At 41.9% G+C, this 18,186-nt stretch carries 20 protein-coding genes; 14 read left to right on the forward strand and 6 right to left on the reverse strand.

Annotated features, from left to right (window positions below):
- Nucleotides 1–122 precede the first annotated feature (122 nt).
- Nucleotides 123–503 carry a hypothetical protein gene (locus PUQ00_RS17055; RefSeq protein WP_300418813.1) on the forward strand — a complete coding sequence of 127 codons (381 nt, stop codon included), beginning with the start codon at nucleotides 123–125 and terminating at the stop codon, nucleotides 501–503.
- 19 nt (nucleotides 504–522) lie between these two features.
- Nucleotides 523–4,371 carry a WD40 repeat domain-containing protein gene (locus PUQ00_RS17060; protein ID WP_300418815.1) on the forward strand — a complete coding sequence of 1,283 codons (3,849 nt, stop codon included), beginning with the start codon at nucleotides 523–525 and terminating at the stop codon, nucleotides 4,369–4,371.
- A 243-nt stretch (nucleotides 4,372–4,614) separates the two neighbouring features.
- On the opposite strand, the gene PUQ00_RS17065 is transcribed toward PUQ00_RS17060, so the two are convergent.
- The gene (locus tag PUQ00_RS17065) at nucleotides 4,615–4,770 is read right to left on the reverse strand and encodes a hypothetical protein (protein ID WP_300418817.1); all 156 of its coding nucleotides are present in this window, start codon (nucleotides 4,768–4,770) and stop codon (nucleotides 4,615–4,617) included.
- 55 nt (nucleotides 4,771–4,825) lie between these two features.
- Between PUQ00_RS17065 and PUQ00_RS17070 the strand changes: the two genes are divergently transcribed.
- The 3 genes from PUQ00_RS17070 to PUQ00_RS17080 all read left to right on the forward strand — a co-directional run bounded on the left by PUQ00_RS17070 (nucleotide 4,826) and on the right by PUQ00_RS17080 (nucleotide 5,760).
- Nucleotides 4,826–5,068: a hypothetical protein gene (locus PUQ00_RS17070; protein WP_300418819.1), complete on the forward strand. Its 243-nt coding sequence runs from the start codon at nucleotides 4,826–4,828 to the stop codon at nucleotides 5,066–5,068.
- Entirely contained in the window at nucleotides 5,065–5,280 is a 216-nt protein-coding gene (locus PUQ00_RS32840) for a hypothetical protein (RefSeq protein WP_335029968.1), read from the forward strand. The genes PUQ00_RS17070 and PUQ00_RS32840 overlap by 4 nt, the downstream gene beginning before the upstream one ends.
- A 330-nt stretch (nucleotides 5,281–5,610) precedes the next feature.
- A complete protein-coding gene (locus tag PUQ00_RS17080) occupies nucleotides 5,611–5,760 on the forward strand; it encodes a hypothetical protein (protein ID WP_300418820.1) in 150 nt (49 codons plus the stop codon).
- Between the two features lie 24 nt (nucleotides 5,761–5,784).
- Here PUQ00_RS17080 and PUQ00_RS17085 read toward each other — a convergent pair whose 3' ends face one another.
- Nucleotides 5,785–6,144, reverse strand: coding sequence for a hypothetical protein (locus tag PUQ00_RS17085; protein WP_300418821.1), 360 nt, complete (start codon nucleotides 6,142–6,144; stop codon nucleotides 5,785–5,787).
- Between the two features lie 425 nt (nucleotides 6,145–6,569).
- Here PUQ00_RS17085 and PUQ00_RS17090 point away from each other — a divergent pair, with 425 nt between their 5' ends.
- Complete coding sequence (locus PUQ00_RS17090; protein WP_300418823.1) at nucleotides 6,570–7,133, forward strand: pentapeptide repeat-containing protein; 564 nt, start codon at nucleotides 6,570–6,572, stop codon at nucleotides 7,131–7,133.
- On the opposite strand, the gene PUQ00_RS17095 is transcribed toward PUQ00_RS17090, so the two are convergent.
- Nucleotides 7,125–7,280, reverse strand: coding sequence for a hypothetical protein (locus PUQ00_RS17095; RefSeq protein ID WP_300418825.1), 156 nt, complete (start codon nucleotides 7,278–7,280; stop codon nucleotides 7,125–7,127). The genes PUQ00_RS17090 and PUQ00_RS17095 overlap by 9 nt on opposite strands.
- A 41-nt stretch (nucleotides 7,281–7,321) precedes the next feature.
- Here PUQ00_RS17095 and PUQ00_RS17100 point away from each other — a divergent pair, with 41 nt between their 5' ends.
- Complete coding sequence (locus PUQ00_RS17100) at nucleotides 7,322–8,506, forward strand: M20 family metallopeptidase (protein WP_300418827.1); 1,185 nt, start codon at nucleotides 7,322–7,324, stop codon at nucleotides 8,504–8,506.
- Between the two features lie 81 nt (nucleotides 8,507–8,587).
- Here PUQ00_RS17100 and PUQ00_RS17105 read toward each other — a convergent pair whose 3' ends face one another.
- Entirely contained in the window at nucleotides 8,588–9,640 is a 1,053-nt protein-coding gene (locus tag PUQ00_RS17105; protein WP_300418829.1) for a hemerythrin domain-containing protein, read from the reverse strand.
- Nucleotides 9,641–9,853: 213 nt separating this feature from the next.
- Complete coding sequence (locus tag PUQ00_RS17110) at nucleotides 9,854–10,234, reverse strand: hypothetical protein (protein ID WP_300418830.1); 381 nt, start codon at nucleotides 10,232–10,234, stop codon at nucleotides 9,854–9,856.
- Between the two features lie 676 nt (nucleotides 10,235–10,910).
- On the opposite strand from PUQ00_RS17110, the gene typA reads away from it, so the two are divergent.
- The 5 genes from typA to PUQ00_RS17135 all read left to right on the forward strand — a co-directional run bounded on the left by typA (nucleotide 10,911) and on the right by PUQ00_RS17135 (nucleotide 15,174).
- The gene (gene typA, locus PUQ00_RS17115) at nucleotides 10,911–12,701 is read left to right on the forward strand and encodes a translational GTPase TypA (protein WP_300418832.1); all 1,791 of its coding nucleotides are present in this window, start codon (nucleotides 10,911–10,913) and stop codon (nucleotides 12,699–12,701) included.
- 192 nt (nucleotides 12,702–12,893) lie between these two features.
- Nucleotides 12,894–13,289, forward strand: coding sequence for a hypothetical protein (locus PUQ00_RS17120; protein WP_300418834.1), 396 nt, complete (start codon nucleotides 12,894–12,896; stop codon nucleotides 13,287–13,289).
- A 47-nt stretch (nucleotides 13,290–13,336) separates the two neighbouring features.
- Nucleotides 13,337–14,503 (forward strand): GUN4 domain-containing protein, encoded by a 1,167-nt coding sequence (locus PUQ00_RS17125; protein WP_300418836.1) that lies wholly within the window; start codon nucleotides 13,337–13,339, stop codon nucleotides 14,501–14,503.
- Nucleotides 14,504–14,528: 25 nt separating this feature from the next.
- Nucleotides 14,529–14,759: a hypothetical protein gene (locus PUQ00_RS17130; protein WP_300418838.1), complete on the forward strand. Its 231-nt coding sequence runs from the start codon at nucleotides 14,529–14,531 to the stop codon at nucleotides 14,757–14,759.
- Nucleotides 14,760–14,931: 172 nt separating this feature from the next.
- Nucleotides 14,932–15,174: a YgiT-type zinc finger protein gene (locus PUQ00_RS17135; protein ID WP_300418840.1), complete on the forward strand. Its 243-nt coding sequence runs from the start codon at nucleotides 14,932–14,934 to the stop codon at nucleotides 15,172–15,174.
- Here the strand turns inward: PUQ00_RS17135 and PUQ00_RS17140 are convergent.
- A complete protein-coding gene (locus PUQ00_RS17140; RefSeq protein ID WP_300418842.1) occupies nucleotides 15,156–15,347 on the reverse strand; it encodes a hypothetical protein in 192 nt (63 codons plus the stop codon). The two genes, PUQ00_RS17135 and PUQ00_RS17140, sit on opposite strands and share 19 nt — an antisense overlap.
- Before the next feature lie 335 nt (nucleotides 15,348–15,682).
- On the opposite strand from PUQ00_RS17140, the gene PUQ00_RS17145 reads away from it, so the two are divergent.
- Both PUQ00_RS17145 and PUQ00_RS17150 read left to right on the forward strand, forming a co-directional pair.
- Nucleotides 15,683–16,270 (forward strand): Uma2 family endonuclease, encoded by a 588-nt coding sequence (locus tag PUQ00_RS17145; protein WP_300418843.1) that lies wholly within the window; start codon nucleotides 15,683–15,685, stop codon nucleotides 16,268–16,270.
- A 145-nt stretch (nucleotides 16,271–16,415) separates the two neighbouring features.
- A complete protein-coding gene (locus tag PUQ00_RS17150) occupies nucleotides 16,416–17,579 on the forward strand; it encodes a DUF58 domain-containing protein (protein ID WP_300418845.1) in 1,164 nt (387 codons plus the stop codon).
- The last annotated feature ends 607 nt before the right edge of the window (nucleotides 17,580–18,186 follow it).

Raw genomic sequence — 18,186 nt, forward strand, 5'->3', positions numbered from 1 at the left:
TTTGACTTTGCCACTCTTCAGATGTACGGAGCTTGTTCAAAACTCAAATAGGATTCCTATATATGCCAGTTGCGTAAGTCCTACCATTTTAGCTGTTAGATACAAATAATTGGGGATTAACTATGGAACCTATTTCTATGATTATTGCTGCTTTAGGTGCTGGTGCGATCGCAGCTACTAAGGATACCGCAGGAACAGCAGTTAAAGATGCCTATCAGGGGTTGAAAACCTTGATTAAGAAGAGGTTTGAAAGTGAACCAAAAGCACAAATGGTTCTGGAAGAACACGAAACAGACCCTGAAACCTATGAAGCACCACTTAAAAAGAAATTAGCTGAAGCTGGTGTTGAGAAAGATGAGGAAATTATTAAGTTAGCGCAGGAGTTGCTGAAACAGGTAAAACCTGAAGAATCGGCAGGGGGTAAGTATAATACAGTTTTTCAAGGAGAAGTGAAGGGCGCTCAGGTGGGCGATCGCAACACACAAGAAAATAAATTTGGCTGACAGCCACTGGAGTATCTAGATGGCTGAAGAGAGTTCCAATTACAATTCAAAGTTTGAAAATGAAGTAAAGAGTGCTGTAGTTGGTGAAAAAAACATTATCTACAACTACTTTTACTATAGGGAAGAAGCAAGAGTAGAACCTATTGATTCGGCGATCACTACTGATGAATATCTCCCCTGTCCTTATCGGGGGTTGTTTCATTTTGGGCCCAATGATGCTGAGTTTTTCTTTGGGCGGGAAATATTTATTGAAGAACTTTATAGTGCAACTAAAACCAAGAATTTTATTCCAGTGCTAGGTGCATCAGGAAGCGGTAAATCTTCGGTGGTATTAGCGGGATTAGTCCCTAAGTTACAAAAAACAGGTCATTGGCAGTTTACTCATTTTCGTCCTGGTTCTGATCAAGACCCGTTTTATAGTTTGGCTGAGGCACTTGTTCCCCTTTACAGGGAAGACACAGACTCTACTGATAAAATGGCTCAAGCTAGTAAGCTGGCTAGAGATTTAAAAGACGGTACAACCCCACTTTTGCGCGTATTTAGTTCTATTCAACGTAAGCACCCTAATCATCGGCTGTTACTGATTGCTGACCAATTTGAAGAAATTTACACACTCTGTAACAATCAACAAATTCGCCGTCAGTTTCTTGATTGTTTATTAGCCAGTTTAGAAACTCCTGCTTCTGTGTCTTCATCGGCTACGGTGTTGGTGACAACGATGCGGGCAGATTTTTTGGGAAATGCTCTCTCCTATCGTCCCTTTGCTGATATCTTGCAAAATGCTGATGTGAAACTGGGGCCGATGAATCGGGAGGAACTAACACAAGTCATTGAAAAACCTGCCCAAAAATTAGGGGTGACATTTGCAGACGGACTGGTAAAACGCATTTTGAATGATGTGGAAAACCAACCGGGAAATTTACCTTTGCTAGAGTTTGCTTTGACAGAGTTGTGGAACAAGCGATCGGGTAAACAATTAACTCACAAAATCTATGAAGAAATTGGTCAAGTAGAAGGTGCGTTAGCTCGCCATGCTGATGAGAAATATGGCAACTTGACAGATGAAGAGAAAGAAAAAGTCCGGCGGATTTTTATTCAATTGGTGCGTCCGGGTGAGGGAGCAGAGGATACCAGACGCATAGCGATGAAAGCGGAATTGGGGGAGCAAAGCTGGTCTTTGGTAAAAAAATTAGCTGATGCTCGGTTGGTGGTGACAAGTCGTAATCTTAGCAGTCAAGAAACAGTAGAAGTAGTCCATGAAGCTCTGATTCGCAATTGGGGAGAACTTCGAGAATGGATGAATACAAACCGTGTTTTCAGAGCTTGGCAAGAGCGACTGCGTTCAGCAAAGGGAGAATGGGAAGCAACAAATAAAGATTCGGGGTCATTGTTGCGGGGTGCAGTATTAGCAGTAGCAGAAGAACAACTCAAGAAACGCCCAGAAGACTTAATTGATGAAAAAGAATTTATTGAGCAGAGTATTAAAGAAGGAAATCGCCTTAAACAAGTCGAAGCAGCCCGCAGGAAGCGCGAAATCAGAACCGCCTGGGGGATTGCGGCGGGTTCAGTGGTGGCGGTGGTAATTAGCAGTGGATTGGGTTTGACGGCATGGAATCAGAAGAAACAGAAGAAACAATCGGAACTCAATCTAGCTAAATCTCTTGGTACATCTTCCTTGTCTCAATTTAATGGACATCAAGAATTGGAGGCTTTTGTAACAGCAATCAAGGGGGGAAAAATCTTCCAACAACAAAATACAAGCAATCCAGAGGTGATGACAGTGTTACAGGAAAGCCTCTATGGCTTGGGTGAGCGCAATCGCTTGATCAATGAAGGTGACGTGAAAAGCGTAGCCTTCAGCCTTGACGGTGAGATACTTGCCTCGGTAAGTGCAGGTCAGGGCGGAACTGTCAAACTCTGGAATCTTGAAGGAAAGGAACTGCAAACTCTCCTTGCTCATCAGTCTAAGGTTCGTACAGTTGCTTTTAGCCCTAACCGTGACAATCAGATACTCGCCTCTGCTGGTGATGACGGAACTGTCAAACTTTGGAAGCGAAACAGCACGGGTCAATTTGAAACTCAACCTAACCAAACTCTAAATGGACATAAAGCTGGGGTGAACAGCGTAGTCTTCAGTCGTGACAATCAGATACTCGCCTCTGCTGGTGATGACGGAACTGTCAAACTTTGGAAGCGAAACAGCACGGGTCAATTTGAAACTCAACCTAACCAAACTCTAAATGGACATAAAGCTGGGGTGAACAGCGTAGTCTTCAGTCGTGACAATCAGATACTCGCCTCTGCTGGTGATGACGGAACTGTCAAACTTTGGAAGCGAAACAGCACGGGTCAATTTGAAACTCAACCTAACCAAACCCTAATAAGTAAGGATAATGTAAATTTTACGAGTATCGCATTCAGCCTTGACGGTAAGATGCTCGCCTCTGCTGGTAATGACAATAATTATAGCAGCGGCTTTGTCTACCTCTGGAAGCGGAACAGCATAGGTCAATTTGAAACTCAAGGTGCTCTTCAAGGGGATACAGGTGAAATTTTGAGCGTCGCTTTCAGCCCCGATGGTAAAACCATTGCCACTGGTAATGAATCACAAACCGTCACCCTCTGGAAGCGGGACAGCACAGGTCAATTTGAAACTCAACCCTATCAAACTCTTAGCGGGCATGCAGGTTGGGTTTGGAGCGTTGCCTTTAGCCCTGACAATCAGATACTCGCCTCTGCTGGGGACAGAAGCATCAAACTCTGGAATCTTAAAGGAAAGGAACAACTGTCAACCTTCAATGGGCATAGAAATTGGGTCTGGAGCGTTGCCTTTAGCCCTGACAATCAGATACTCGCCTTTGCTGGTGATGACACAACCATCAAACTCTGGAATCTTGAAGGAAAGGAACTGCAAACTCTCCCTGGTCATCAGTCTACGGTTCGTACAGTTGCTTTTAGCCCTAACCGTGACAATCAGATACTCGCCTCTGCTGGTGATGACGGAACCATCAAACTCTGGAAGCGAAACAGCATGGGTCAATTTGGAACTGAACCCGATCAAACCCTAGATGGAGATCAAGCTGGGGTCTGGAGCGTAGTCTTTAGTCCTGACCGTGACAATCAGATACTCGCCTCTATTGGTCATTACGGAACCATCAAACTTTGGAAGCGAAACAGCACGGGTCAATTTGGAACTCAACCCGATCAAATCCTAAGACATCAAGCTACGGAGGGCATCGTCGCCTTCAGCAGTGACAATCAGATACTCGCTTCTACTGGTGATCACGGAACCATCAAACTCTGGAAGCGAAACAGCACGGGTCAATTTGAAACTCAACCTGATCAAATCCTAATATCTCAAGCTGGAGGGGGCAGCGTAGCCTTCAGCCCCGACAGTAAAACTATTGCCACTGCTAATGCGGATACAAGCATCACACTCTGGAAGCGGAACAATACGGGTCAATTTAACACTCAACCTGACCAAACTCTTAGAGGACATACAAAATGGGTGACCAGCCTAGCCTTCAGCCCTGACGGTGAGATGCTCGCCTCGGCAAGTCAGGACAGAACTGTCAAACTTTGGAACCTAAAAGGAGAGGAACTGCTAACCCTTTATAACCCCTTTTATGGGGACGTTCAGGATTGGCTCAGGAGCGTTGCTTTCAGTCCTGACGGCAAGAAAATTGCTGCTGGTGGCAGTAGCAGTCAAAATATGAATGTGATTATGTGGAGAAATTTAGATGATCTACAGCTAAATAAGCTAATAGTGAGTGCTTGTAATGGAGTGCGGGATTATCTCCGGTACAGTAAAGATATAAAAGAAGAGAACGATAGGCATCTGTGCGACGGTCTTGGTAGTGACAAATAAGTGGGTATGCAAAATTATTTATGTCATTGCGAGCGAAATGAAATGTAGCGAAGCAATCGCCAAGTCCTTGTGATTGCGTCCGCTTCATTTACTCTGTATTTAACTTCTCAGGCGTTAGCGTAGCTTACCGTAGCTATCGCACTTTGAGAAGCTTCAGGAGCGATCGCACTTTCGGGAAAGTTCACAGGCGATTGGTATACTGAGAACAACTTTTAGAAAGGGCGATCGCATTTTGGCGACACTTCACAGGCGATCGCATTTTGGAGAAACTTCGAGAGCGCTCGTACTTTGAGGAAACTTCACGGGCGATAGCGTTGATCGAGGAAAAGTGCGATTGGTATACTGAGAACAACTTCTAGAAAAGGCGATCGCCATCATGATGTTGTGGCTATTATTCATATCCGCCACGGAATAAGTATTGACTTTACTAAATTATTAGATGTAGGTAGTCAAAATGAGTGCAGAACAAGAGTTATTAACTAAATGGCGTTCTCTTCCACAAGACAAACAGGAAGAAGTTTTAGATTTTGTCGAATTTATTCGCTTGAAAACCTCTGCAAACAAAACTCCTTTGGGAGAACGTTTACGCCAAATTCGCTCTAGGATAGTTGCTTCTGGTGAACCTTTATTAAGTCGAGATGAAATAGAAAAAGAAATTGCTAGTCGTCGCGGGGGATTACAAGAAACTGACGCATGAAAATCACTTTTATTGATTCTGGAGTACTGGTAACTGCGGCGCGTGGTGTGGAAGAAGATTCAGAGAAAGCTTTGAAAATTTTAGCAGATTCAAACCGTGAATTTGCTTCGAGCAAATTTATCAAAATGGAGGTAATACCTAAAGCAATTTACAATCGAAAAACAGCAGAAGCGGAATTTTACGAATCATTCTTTAGTGCGGTCACTTACTAGAATAACGATATAGAAAAAGTAATACAAGATGCTTATCACATTGCTTGTCAGTATGGTTTAGCAGCTATGGACGCGCTTCATGTAGCTGCGGCGTTGTCAGTTGGTGCAGAGGAATTTATGACAACTGAGAAAAAAACAAAGCCTATGTTTAGAGTATCTAGTATTAATGTGGTGTCTATTTTTGATTAATTTTTTATTGTCGATATTCTAGAGTGATGTCTAAAGGATAAACCGGAATGTAGAATATTAAATTAACAAAGCCTGTAGGCAAAAATAAAGTAGTGGCGGGGAAAAGGGGCAGGGAGACAAAAGATTTTAGCCTTCGTACTTTTGGGAAACGTTAAAGGCGCTCGCGTTTTGGGGAAACTTTACAGGCGATCGCGTTTTGTTGGACTACTTGATTTCGATGGGATAGCTCGTATCTTTTTGCTACATCTGTCATACTTGCATGAACGTGACCAAAGAGCGATCGCCGTTTGACTCGTTATATAACTATATTTATAGCTATTCTAAAAACAGATGACCCGATATCGTGATCTGGGTTGCGAATGCTAAACATTTCTCTGCCAGACTAGGTTCAATCGTTTGTCGAGGAGCAAGCAAAAGCAGAAGGCGTTGACTCGCCGCATGAGTATATCTATCAATTGATTTTGCGGGAACAGGCGCGGGTTGCCCAGCAATAACGGGTTGAGGCGCTGCTACTAGAGGGGTTAGACAGCAAAGAAGCAATTGTTGCAACGGATGATTGGTGGGAACAGAAGCATACTCAGCTAGTTGAACAATTTTGGCAGCCAACAAAAGTGGGCCGTGAAGCACTACCGGAAGTACCTGATTTTTTACATTGTACGGGAGGATGCCATTCAAGTTGTGCGAATCCTATACGCAACACAAGATATCAGCAGCATTTTGGATAGTGAGGGATAAGGGGCGATCGCACTTTGGGGAAGTTTTCCTAAATTGAGAATTGCTGATATTGGGATAAATCCATCCTGTCCTCTGCCTTTGTTGTTAATCAAGTGCCCAAAAACAAGATCCCCCTAGTCGTCTTTATTAATCGAGCTAGGGGGATCACATATGTAGTAGTCTATAATTGATTCGGTATAGTTGCTCACGACTCGATTCTATAGCCTAGATTTCAGTTTGAGTAGTCTTACCATTAGAATTTATAGTATTTTTACACCTTCTTAATCAATGCTTCATCCCTGTTCTTCCTTAGAGAAGCGGTATATGTAAGTATGGCAGTACGCAATCTGCGGAAACTGTCATTTTTGTGGATCTCTGTAAAAAATATGAAACTTAAGATTGTTGCTACCGTCGCCCTGTTAGCTTGTTTCGGGTTTGCAGAGCAGGCTTTTGCTTTAAATCAGCTAGATTTGGATCAGTTGAAGTCCACAAGTACCTGTCCCCGGTGTAATTTGAGTGGTGCTGACCTAACTCAACTGAACTTAACTGGAGCAAATTTGCGAGGGGCTGACTTAAGTAGCGCCACATTATCTCAAACTAATCTCACGAATGCCGATCTCACCGGTGCAAATTTAGAAGGTGCGATTCTGAATTCGGCGAATCTCAGTGGTGCTTCCTTAACAGGAGCAAATTTGAAATCAGCATCCCTCGAAAATGCCGATCTATCTTATGCCGGTTTCATCAGTGCCAATTTAGAAGCAGCAAACTTAAAAGATGCTAAATTGCAGTTTACCAATTTTCGGGGGGCAAACTTCCGACTAACAACTCTGGCTAATGGTGTAGTAACCTCCAACAAAGCTTATGACTGGTCGTTAGAGCGTCAAAATCTGAGAGAATGTAACGAGTTTAAACCCGAAAATACCCGAGGCACAACCTGCTATTCAAAATAAATGGGGCATTGGGCATTGGGCATTGGGCATTGGGCATGGGGCATGGGGCATGGGGCATGGGGCATTGGTTATTAATTCATCTCCCTCATCCTTTCCTACCCTCTGCACGTCTGGTTGTATGGCAAAGAGCATTTTGTTTGTTAACATTTCTTTATCATGGGAAAAAAGCCTATAGATTAATTAAATCGATGCTTACCCGTATTAAAGACTTAGCCGTAAAACTAGCGCCTCGCTTAATTGAAATTCGCCGCCACATCCACTCTCACCCAGAACTCAGCGGTCAGGAGTACCAAACAGCAGCCTTTGTAGCTGGTGTTTTGTCTTCCAGCGGTCTGCACGTACAAGAGGGAGTTGGGAAAACGGGCGTCATTGGAGAATTGCAAGGCACTAGCCAAAATGACCGTTTATTGGCAATTCGCACAGATATGGATGCTTTGCCAATTCAAGAGGGCACTAATTTGGAATATGCCTCTCGCGCAGACGGTGTTATGCACGCTTGCGGTCACGATGTCCATACCACAGTCGGGTTAGGAACAGCGATGGTGCTGTCCCAAGTGGCAGGGGAGTTGGGTGGGAAAGTGCGGTTTTTATTTCAGCCAGCTGAGGAAATTGCCCAAGGGGCAAGCTGGATGGTGAAAGATGGAGCGATGGAAAATGTCTCGGCTATATTAGGGGTTCATGTTTTCCCTTCTATACCGGCAGGATCTATTGGTGTACGTTACGGGGCATTGACGGCCGCCGCTGATGATTTAGAGATTCTAATTATGGGAGAATCTGGGCACGGGGCGCGTCCCCATGAGGCGATTGATGCAATTTGGATTGCTTGCCAAATTATTACTGCACTGCAACAAGCCATCAGCCGGACACAAAATGCCTTGCGTCCTGTAGTATTGAGCATAGGGAAAATTAACGGTGGCAGAGCGCCGAATATAATTGCTGATAAAGTGCAGTTATTGGGAACCGTGCGATCGCTCCACCCCGAAACCCGTGCCCATCTCCCGAACTGGATTGAAAACATTGTATCTAATGTTTGCCATACCTACGGAGCAAAGTATCAAGTCAATTATCGCCAGGGGGTACCCAGTGTCCAAAATGATTATGTCTTGACGCAATTATTGCAATCAGCCGCCGAAGAAGCTTGGAGTAGCGATCGCGTTCAAGTCTTACCCGAATCTTCCCTTGGATCTGAAGACTTTTCTATTTATTTGGAACACGTCCCCGGTTCTATGTTTCGCTTGGGTGTAGGCTACAAAGAAAGAATTATTAACCACCCATTACACCATCCCCAATTTGAAGTCGATGAATCTGCTATTGTCACTGGGGTTGTAACTATGGCTTATGCGGCTTATAAATACTGTCAGCAAAATTTTTAAACAAAAACTCCCAGTACATCAGCGCTGGGAGTTTTTGTTTAACTAACCTTTTTTAGCGGATATAGAAAGCCCGAAAGCATCCTACACGTTAGATTCGTTAACTACGCCCAATTTCTCTTGAATTCGGGTCTTAGCAGCTTTAAATTCAGTAGCAAGTTGCTCACTTTGCTCAGTACTCAAGTTGTTGCGAATGGCTGCAAACAGTGTGCTTTCTTCTTGACGAATATGATCGCCAAGTTCAGCCAATAGCTGTTTGACTTTATCTTTGAATTGGGGTGAAGATGGGCTGAGAGCCTTAATTTCCTCTAACGCCAGCTTCGCATGAGCTTGTTCATCAAACAGTTCTTGGGTGTTATCTTGACCGTAGAAAGGACGTACTCTTGGATAGACTACTTCCTCTTCAGCTTCAGCGTGAGCGGTTAAATCCTTGTAAATCTGACCAAAGTATTCTTGGATCTTCTGTGGATTGTCGCTTTGCAGCAGTTCGGTGAACAGCGTATTTACATTGTTGTGATCGAGGCGGATCACATCTTGGATATTTAGATCCTTTTTGTCGCTGGTTTGGGTAACAGCACTACCTACCACACCACTGACTGCGGCTAAAGCGTCTTGAACCCGTGCCCAAATTCCTTGATCTGCATCTTGTCCAGTGAGTTCACGGACACCCAGAATCTCCAGAATGCCTTTGAGTTGCTCTTGGTGAGCACGGTTCTCAAAGTTAATCGTATTCAAAGGTGCGATCGCTAGCAATATGTCAGCACCAACTTTTTGAGCAGCCTTGTGAACTATCAAGCCACTCATTACTAGTTGATGTTTCAGCAATTCATGCTGAGATACTTTTTCATACAGGCTCAACTCTGAACCTTTGAACAATTCGCTAGCTTTTTCAATGAATTCTGTAACAGTTTTTTTTGGTTCAGCCTGAATGCCATACTGACCAATTACAGTTTCTAAAATACCAAGATTTTTTTCATCATCATTAATGAAATTCCGAATGCGATCAGCAATTTCGGCATCAAGTCCTTCTCTCAAAAGTAATTTCTCATTTTCAATTACTAACTTTTGAAGTGCTTTGATACTTGCCAATTTTATAGCAATAGCATTGCGTTTCGTATCATCTAAAGTAGTTACCATCCGTGTTCTCCTCGGCAAAGTGTTCATAATTCTTAACTAATATCACCTTGACATAGAGGTTAGGGATGTTGCCTCTTTCTTTTGAGCGATCGCACTCACAACTCTGGGTAGATAAACAAAGCTTTTAGTTACAAATTATGTGATTATACTTTTAGATAGATAATATTTAAATCTGTATTCTATCCCCAGGCGGATAACATTTTAATGCTAGTTTTACAGAACTATATATCTTAAGTAGGTAGGTATAATTAAGCATAAAATAAAATCATAGTTCGTACTGAGTGATTCATCGCTCAAAACAACAATTATTAAGACTAAAGTCCTTACTACAAACTTGAATTTATTTACACAATGTATTTGTTCATAAATTAATTTAGGATTATCTTTAAAATATCTAGCTTTTTCTATATCTAATATATCTAAATACTCAAGTGTTTCATAATTTTTAAATTTCCAAAAATCATCGGAGATACGAACATCGACAGAAGAAGGTCTGATTTGCTCATTAGTATTGAACTCAAGTTCACTTCTACCAACTATTTTAAGGCTTCCTTCTTCTAAAAATCTTCTGATGTCTGTGCTAGATAAGCGCATAACTTAACCTAAATTACAAACATTTCATAAAATTTCTGCTGAGGTTATATAGTTATAGCAATATGTAGGCAAAACCGCTTAGTATAAGTAGCCGTTGAAAAGAAGTGATCCCAGCTTGTAGATACTGCTTTCTCATTGTTCGCTGTTAGACAGATATATCCCCCGTATTATCTCGTAGCCTTTTTCAGAAATCAAATATGATTCCTATATTTTAGTTTAAATATATTCAAATAGTATACTAGTACTATTAAAAATCAATCCGCTAGTCCACTACGTCAACCTTTAGGGTTAACTCTCCCTATTTACCCTACTTGTCTTCACCCTTTATTTATAGTTTGGTCGAGACAGCACAAAAAGGGTATGAAATTTAATCATTCTGAGGTTGGGTAGAACGTAGACAGTCAAAGGGTAGCTTCCCGTTCGCGTAGCGTCTCCGACAGGAGAAGGGTAGTGAAACCCAACATCAAGTTTCAATATTTCCAAACCGCTTTTACGGTGATATGTACTCAGACGATCGCAACGCAGCCTTGACAAACCTCACCGCAATTGTGACGATTAGGCTATAATTGTTAAAGGTTCTTCACAGAGTTTTGCTAATCATACCTAATTCTGTTAAAAAATCCTAGCATTCAAATGTAAATCTCAAAACCCCCTCTAGAGTTCACCAAAAGTTTCTATGACGCTCCCAATTCGCAACGTCGCCATTATCGCCCACGTTGACCACGGCAAAACCACTCTGGTTGACGCACTCCTCAAACAATCCGGCATTTTCCGCGAAGGCGAAGACGTTCCGGATTGCGTTATGGACTCCAACGCCCTAGAACGGGAACGGGGTATTACTATCCTGTCCAAAAATACAGCAGTTCGCTACAAAGAAACACTAATCAATATTGTTGATACTCCTGGACACGCTGACTTTGGCGGTGAAGTTGAACGGGTACTCGGCATGGTTGACGGATGTCTTCTGATTGTCGATGCCAACGAAGGTCCCATGCCCCAAACACGCTTTGTACTCAAAAAAGCTTTAGAAAAAGGGCTGCGCCCCATCGTTGTAATCAACAAAATCGACCGTGGTCAAGTTGACCCCCACATTGCTGTCGATAAAGTATTGGATCTGTTCTTGGAATTAGGGGCAGATGAAGACCAGTGTGATTTTACCTATCTGTTTGCTTCCGGTATGGCAGGTTTCGCCAAGGAAAGCTTGGAAGCAGAATCGGTAGATATGCAACCCCTGTTTAACGCGATTCTGCAACACGTTCCATCACCAGTGGGCGACAGCAATAAGCCTCTGCAATTGCAAGTCACAACCCTAGATTATTCAGAATATCTGGGACGGATTGTCATTGGCAGAATTCACAACGGTACTATCCGCTCAGGACAACAAGCAGCTTTAGTTACAGAAGATGGCACTATTGTCAAAGGTAAAATTACCAAGTTGATGGGCTTTGAAGGACTGAAGCGCGTAGACATGGAAGAAGCAACCGCAGGTTATATTGTTGCGGTGGCTGGTTTCGCTGATGCTTATATTGGGGAAACGATTACTGACCCCAATGAACCGCAAGCTTTACCACTAATTAAAGTAGATGAACCAACCTTGCAAATGACCTTCTGGGTGAATGATTCGCCCTTTGCAGGTCAAGAGGGTAAGTTGGTGACATCAAGACAAGTGCGCGATCGCCTATTCCGCGAACTCGAAACCAACGTTGCTTTACGTGTCGAGGAAACCGATTCTCCCGATAAATTCCTTGTTTCCGGTCGTGGCGAACTCCACTTAGGTATCTTAATTGAAACCATGCGCCGGGAAGGCTTCGAGTTTCAGGTATCTCAGCCACAGGTAATTTACCGCGAAGTCAACGGACATCCTTGCGAACCTTACGAACTCTTGGTATTAGACATTCCTGTTGATGGTGTGGGTAGCTGTATTGAACGCCTGGGACAACGCAAAGGCGAAATGCAAGATATGCAACCAGGTAGTGGCGATCGCACCCAGTTAGAGTTTGTCATACCCGCCCGTGGTTTGATTGGTTTCCGGGGTGAATTCATGCGGATGACTCGTGGTGAAGGCATCATGAACCACAGCTTCTTGGACTACCGTCAACTCAGTGGCGACATTGAAGCCCGTAACAAAGGTGTTTTAATTGCTTTTGAAGAAGGCGTTTCTACCTTCTATGCCATGAGGAATGCCGAAGATAGAGGAGCATTCTTTATTGTTCCCGGTACAAAGGTTTACAGAGGCATGATTGTGGGAGAACACAATCGTCCGCAAGACTTGGAACTAAATATCTGTAAGACTAAGCAGTTAACCAACCACCGGGCTGCTGGTAGTGATGAATTAGTGCAACTGCAAGCACCGATAGACATGAGTTTAGAGCGTGCTTTGGAATACATTGGCCCCGATGAATTGGTGGAAGTTACACCCCAATCGATTCGTCTGCGGAAGATGTCGAAAAAGTTGGCGAAACGGTAATTCATAGCGGTGGCTTTTCTTGCTCACCCATTTATTTAATAACATCATAAAAAAAGCCTGCTGACGCAGGCTTTTTTCGTTTAGTAATCTTGTAGTAGTTAAATGTAGTACTATAAGCTACTATAAATTAATCAATTCATTTAGGGCAAGTCAGTACATTCGATTCGCAAATATACTAGCTAGGAGTTTTTTATGAGCGATGGAAATCACAATAATACTTACAACATATATTTAGGGGCTGGTGGTAACTTTAACAAATCTATTGAAGGTAATTATTTGCAAGTACACGGTAATTACATAAATAATGATAATTATATAAATATTAGTGAGGATTTATCTGAAGCTGCTACACAAATAGAAGAGTTCTTAGAGCAGCTAGAAAATCAGGGCTATAATCACCAAGCTGCTCAACAGAAGGTAGCTAAAGATTGGGCAAATGAAGTTCAAAATAATCCTAGAGTTAAAGGTAAACTTGTTAAATTAGGGCAATCTATACGTGATGCTGCTGCAAGTGCTGTCATCGGAGAAGCTACACTCAATGTTATTAAATTAGTTTTTGCTTCATTAGGCATTCCTCTGTCATTTTAAATTGTCAATTCTTTTTACGTCATAAAGCACTGATCATAAGTTTAAATATGAAAATTCCAATAAAGCAAATATTCAGAGAGTTCTATCTTCTGAACAATCGGCTTTCGTTGGTAGAGAAGGTAATATACGGTTTGGTTAGCATAGCTTTAGTTAGGGCTGTATACCTTACTATTATTAATTTATCAAACAAAGTCATCATTTATGTCTTAGCAAACTATCAGATAATTTTTGCTATTTTTTTCGGTACATTAGCTATACTAATATTTGGATTAGGTTTCTATCTATATATTTCAAGAGCTAAACATAAGGCAAACAGTTTAGATGAAAGCTCAATAGATGATGATATAAATGAAACTCGCAATATTTATACAAAAGGAGGTAATTACACCGAAAATCTTAATGGCGATCAAATTGAGATATATGGAGATGTTATTAACATAAATCAGGATTTTTCAGAAATTGCTCAAGAAATTCGTGAGTTAATAACTGAACTAAAAAATGATGGTTATAGTGAAGAAGACGCTAAAACAAAAATTACAACTGAATTAGCAGAAGAAGCCCGGAAAAAGCCCAAGGTTAGAAAAAAGCTTTTTATGTGGAAAAAATCTTTTAGTACTAAAACTACGAAAACTAATGATGAAACTGAAGTAGCAAGAGAAGTTGTTAATAGTGCTACAGCTTATAGTCACACTTCTTCTAAAGATTTCACTGAAATAGTATCGGGGCATTATCAGAAACTAGACGAATTACTTCAAGCTAGGAAGTGGAAGGAGGCTGATTTAGAAACGGCTAAAATAATCTATGTGATATCTCATAAAGAGTTACCGGAAACTTCACCATACAGAACTTATTTGATAAATTATTTTTGCTCAGAACATATAAAAGTTCTTCCCAGAAAAGACTTAAATAATATAAATAAACTCTGGTTAAAGTATAGCAATGGACGATTTGGGTTTAGCATTCAAAAACGCATTTGGAAACGTCTTGGAGGCGGTTCTGATACCACTTATAATAGTGAGGAAATACAAGAAAAATTTGGTGATGAAGTTGGCTGGCGGAAAGAAGAAGATTGGGTATACTACTCTGATATTCACTACTCACGGACAGCACCATCTGGGCATCTTCCAATACTTTTAATGCTAAACTCAGATAAATCAGAGCGATGTGATATTGATTTTGAAATATTAGAAGTTATTGTTGGGCGTATATCATGACTATTCGTAAACTGCGATCGCAAAATTGCAGCAACTTTCCAAACCACCCCTGCAAGAAGTGACCGATTTCATTGATTTTGTTATCCACAAACATCAAGTTAAAATTGCTAAGAGTCAGCCTAATGAAAGGCTTGTGGAAAAATGGTCACAATGGTTTGAGGCTGTGGATTCCTTAGACGTATATCCACCTGAACCAGTCAATAACTATCAGCAACTCCTACTCAACAAGTATCGGCAACAAGGGCTAGAGCTATGATCCTGTGTGATGCAGGAGTCTTATTGTGTTTAGTTGATACAACTCAGCCTCAGCACAATGCTTATAAAATTGCAGTGATGCGTTTAGCAAAGCCTCTCCTCACAACCTGGTCATGCTTGACATTATTTGATTCTCACTGTTTATGAAGTTACTGAAGCCCAAGGCTAGCCTTATGTATGGATATAGATGCGAGTATTGCCAAGGAACTGTTCAACCTCTAATTGTCAAGCGCGAGGCATTTAAACATAGAGATGGATTTGTCATCCTCGAAGATGTGACGATTGGTGTTTGTGATACCTGTGGCAATCGGTACTATTCTGCCGATATTCTTCATGCGGTTCATGCTGTTGCAACTGGAGCGAAACCCACTGAAAAAATCGAACAAATTCCGGTCACTCATCTAGAATCAGCATAATCAATGCCGCGTAACGTTAGTTTTTCAAGTTGTTGGTAAAGACAGATCGCTAGCCAGCAGAGATTCTCATAGAAAGCGATCGCCAAACCATAACATATATTTACAGTGCCGCAGCTACGCCCGTCGTAGACATCGCCCATTAGTTCCATCACGACACAAGCCAAGCGCGTCACCGAACAGCCCGCACTTCTCTACGAGAGGCTGCGCCAACGACTGCGCTCAGTACAAGAAGCTCAGTGACCATCGTAGACATCGTTAGCCAGCAGGGATTCTTAAAGAAAGCGATACTTACGGTAAGTTACGCGATCGCATTCTATCCTTATTGCCCACATGAAAAGATCCTTGAGTCAATAACTGACGAAAAAGTTATATTCAAAACATCGGGTTTTGGTAAAGACTATCAATATAGTAGTTAATGCTTCAACCTATACTAAAAAGGCAAGACTAGAACAATTTTGATTTCAAAATAGCCACTGGTTCCAACAGATAAACAGCTTCTAACCGAATTATGAAAAATATTGGGTTGACGCAAGGAAAAATTACAGTTCCAGAAAGCATGACTCTAGAGGAGTTCTTAAAACTTCCATACATTGATGAGTCACCAGCTTGGGAATATATTAACGGAGGGGTAATTCAAAAACCAATGGGAGGAGGTAAACACAGCTTATTACAAAAACGTTTAGTTGCAATGATTGATGGCTTGGGAACTAACTACGAAGCCTTTCCTGAATTGCGCTGTACCTGCGGTAATCGTTCAGTAGTTCCTGATGTGGTTGTTATCTCCACTAATCAACTACCACTGGATGAAAGTGGTGAGATTATTAGTAGTGGTATTAATTTTGCACCCGCTTGGGTAATAGAAATTCTTTCTCCGGCTCAAAGTCAAACTAAAGTAACTGGCAATATTTTACACTGTTTGAGAAATGGGAGTCAGCTCGGATGGTTGATTGACCCAAGTGAACGCTCTATTTTAGTTTATCAGCCTAATTCTTTACCAGATTTGTTAGCAGGAAAAGATATATTGCCAGTGTTAGAAGATTTAAATTTGACACTCTCTGTCGAGGAAATTTTTGCTTGGTTACAGCGGAAAAATTGACATTATTTCTTATTAAGTAAGTAAAACATAAAGAAGACGAATATATACTTAGATAAGTCGTGTACAAAGCGATTACCACAGTACGACAAAGCCTGTGAAAAGATAACACTGTGATTTTTGGGTGGTATTGGGTTAAAAAAGAAACATGAAAATCCTCAAACCCATCACCAATTGGTTAGAAACGCGTGCTTGTGCCCCTGCATACGGCGGTTGGATACTAGGAGCAACTGCTATTTGTTTTTTTGCAGCAGGTATCAATACGATGGCTGGCTGGCTGTACGCCATTAGCGGCATCAGTTTTGCCCTTTTGGGTGTAGCAGCCATCTTACCGCCGCGATCGCTCACAAATCTATCCATCACCCGCCGCCCCATACAGCCAGTATCAGCTGGCGATGATCTGAAGGTAGAATTAGAAATCTGCAATCACACACAGCAGGCTGTAAGCTTATTACAAGTTGAAGATATGCTGCCCTTCGTCTTAGGGAAGCCAGTACAAAAGGCAATCGAAACAATTCCTAGCCAAGGTAATTACCGTTGGCTATATTACCACCCGACTCAGCGTCGGGGTATCTATCGCTGGCACACAGTCGAACTGGGTTCTGGTGCGCCTTTGGGATTATTCTGGTGTCGCCGTCAGCGTGATTGTGCTGCAATGGCGATCGTCTATCCGACAGTGTTACCTTTGGCTACTTGCCCCTTAGTAGATGAAATGGGGCAAGAAGAGAGCAAAAGGGGCGATCTTCGTGGTAGACCGTTGCAGACAGCGACAACGGGGCTGGTGCGATCACTACGTCCCTACCGCATCGGAGATCCTACTCGTCTGATTCACTGGCGAACTAGCGCCCGCTATGGGGAATTAAGGGTGCGGGAGTTAGAAATGGTTACAGGTGGAGAAGAAATAGTTATTGCCCTTGACAGTGCTAGCAATTGGGAAGAAGAAAACTTTGAACAAGCAGTAATTGCCGCAGTATCCCTATATTTTTATGCACAGCAACAGCAATTACAAGTGCAACTATGGACAGCATCAACAGATTTTATTAAAGGCGATGCCTATGTTTTAGAAGCCTTAGCAGCAACCACAGCCCTAGAAGATGCCAGTTCAGTAGTTCCTAAAAGCTACCCTTTGATTTGGCTGACTCAAAACTCCCTGAGCCTTGCTACTCTTCCTCAAGGCAGTCGCTGGGTTTTGTGGCCAAATATTTCCTCACCAGCAGAACAAGAGGTAATCAATAGGGAACACCCTGGTATAGTTTTGCAAAGTGCGATCGCTTTGCAACCCCAACTGCAAAAAACATTAAATTGGTATTAACTTTGCTTTAGCTTTGTATTCTGTTGCTGTTTACGTCTTAATACTGAACCAGCACTTAAAGTAGCTTGCTTGTGCTACTACTCCTATTCCCAAAACAATGACTGTTGCTGCGATCGCAGCAGTCAATAACTTTTTCCCAATAGTTTAAATACTCACAATAGTGGAAGTTGTATAGCCGTGGACAGATAGCTTAGGACATTCGCAAATCCTAAGAGAGCGGCTGTCACAGCTATCTATAGCAGACTTGTCCTAACCATTATGGCAGCCGCTATAACTCTTGATCAATGTGTACTTTTTTTATGAAATACTTCAGAGTTTACATTAGGTAGCAAAATAGACAAGTTTCCTTACTTAATTTTTTTGATAAAATATTATAAAGTTATGATAAAAAACTCAGTACAATGTATAAATAAAGTAAATAATACAAAAACTTGCGGAAGGGCCGCGCTCCGTGTCTGCCTTTAGAGGAGTCCCAGCATCATTTTTTGATGAGAATAAATCAACCTCTTGACTTTTAAATTCTGCCTCAAGATGCAAATTGAATTCTCATTAGCTTATAAATTAAGCTTTTGTGATTTCCTAGATTTTGTCCGATCCCAGCACACCC

Origin of the sequence: Nostoc sp. S13 (genome assembly GCF_029379315.1) — a bacterium.
Lineage (GTDB): Bacteria > Cyanobacteriota > Cyanobacteriia > Cyanobacteriales > Nostocaceae > Nostoc.

What these genes read in the sequence shown, in the direction of transcription:
- PUQ00_RS17055 (WP_300418813.1), top strand. Translation starts at nt 123, where the DNA reads ATGGAACCTATTTCTATGATTATTGCTGCTTTAGGTGCTGGTGCGATC.
- PUQ00_RS17060 (WP_300418815.1), top strand. Translation starts at nt 523, where the DNA reads ATGGCTGAAGAGAGTTCCAATTACAATTCAAAGTTTGAAAATGAAGTA.
- PUQ00_RS17065 (WP_300418817.1), bottom strand. Translation starts at nt 4,770, where the DNA reads ATGAATAATAGCCACAACATCATGATGGCGATCGCCTTTTCTAGAAGT.
- PUQ00_RS17070 (WP_300418819.1), top strand. Translation starts at nt 4,826, where the DNA reads ATGAGTGCAGAACAAGAGTTATTAACTAAATGGCGTTCTCTTCCACAA.
- PUQ00_RS32840 (WP_335029968.1), top strand. Translation starts at nt 5,065, where the DNA reads ATGAAAATCACTTTTATTGATTCTGGAGTACTGGTAACTGCGGCGCGT.
- PUQ00_RS17090 (WP_300418823.1), top strand. Translation starts at nt 6,570, where the DNA reads ATGAAACTTAAGATTGTTGCTACCGTCGCCCTGTTAGCTTGTTTCGGG.
- PUQ00_RS17095 (WP_300418825.1), bottom strand. Translation starts at nt 7,280, where the DNA reads ATGTTAACAAACAAAATGCTCTTTGCCATACAACCAGACGTGCAGAGG.
- PUQ00_RS17100 (WP_300418827.1), top strand. Translation starts at nt 7,322, where the DNA reads ATGCTTACCCGTATTAAAGACTTAGCCGTAAAACTAGCGCCTCGCTTA.
- PUQ00_RS17105 (WP_300418829.1), bottom strand. Translation starts at nt 9,640, where the DNA reads ATGGTAACTACTTTAGATGATACGAAACGCAATGCTATTGCTATAAAA.
- PUQ00_RS17110 (WP_300418830.1), bottom strand. Translation starts at nt 10,234, where the DNA reads ATGCGCTTATCTAGCACAGACATCAGAAGATTTTTAGAAGAAGGAAGC.
- typA (WP_300418832.1), top strand. Translation starts at nt 10,911, where the DNA reads ATGACGCTCCCAATTCGCAACGTCGCCATTATCGCCCACGTTGACCAC.
- PUQ00_RS17120 (WP_300418834.1), top strand. Translation starts at nt 12,894, where the DNA reads ATGAGCGATGGAAATCACAATAATACTTACAACATATATTTAGGGGCT.
- PUQ00_RS17125 (WP_300418836.1), top strand. Translation starts at nt 13,337, where the DNA reads ATGAAAATTCCAATAAAGCAAATATTCAGAGAGTTCTATCTTCTGAAC.
- PUQ00_RS17135 (WP_300418840.1), top strand. Translation starts at nt 14,932, where the DNA reads ATGTATGGATATAGATGCGAGTATTGCCAAGGAACTGTTCAACCTCTA.
- PUQ00_RS17145 (WP_300418843.1), top strand. Translation starts at nt 15,683, where the DNA reads ATGAAAAATATTGGGTTGACGCAAGGAAAAATTACAGTTCCAGAAAGC.
- PUQ00_RS17150 (WP_300418845.1), top strand. Translation starts at nt 16,416, where the DNA reads ATGAAAATCCTCAAACCCATCACCAATTGGTTAGAAACGCGTGCTTGT.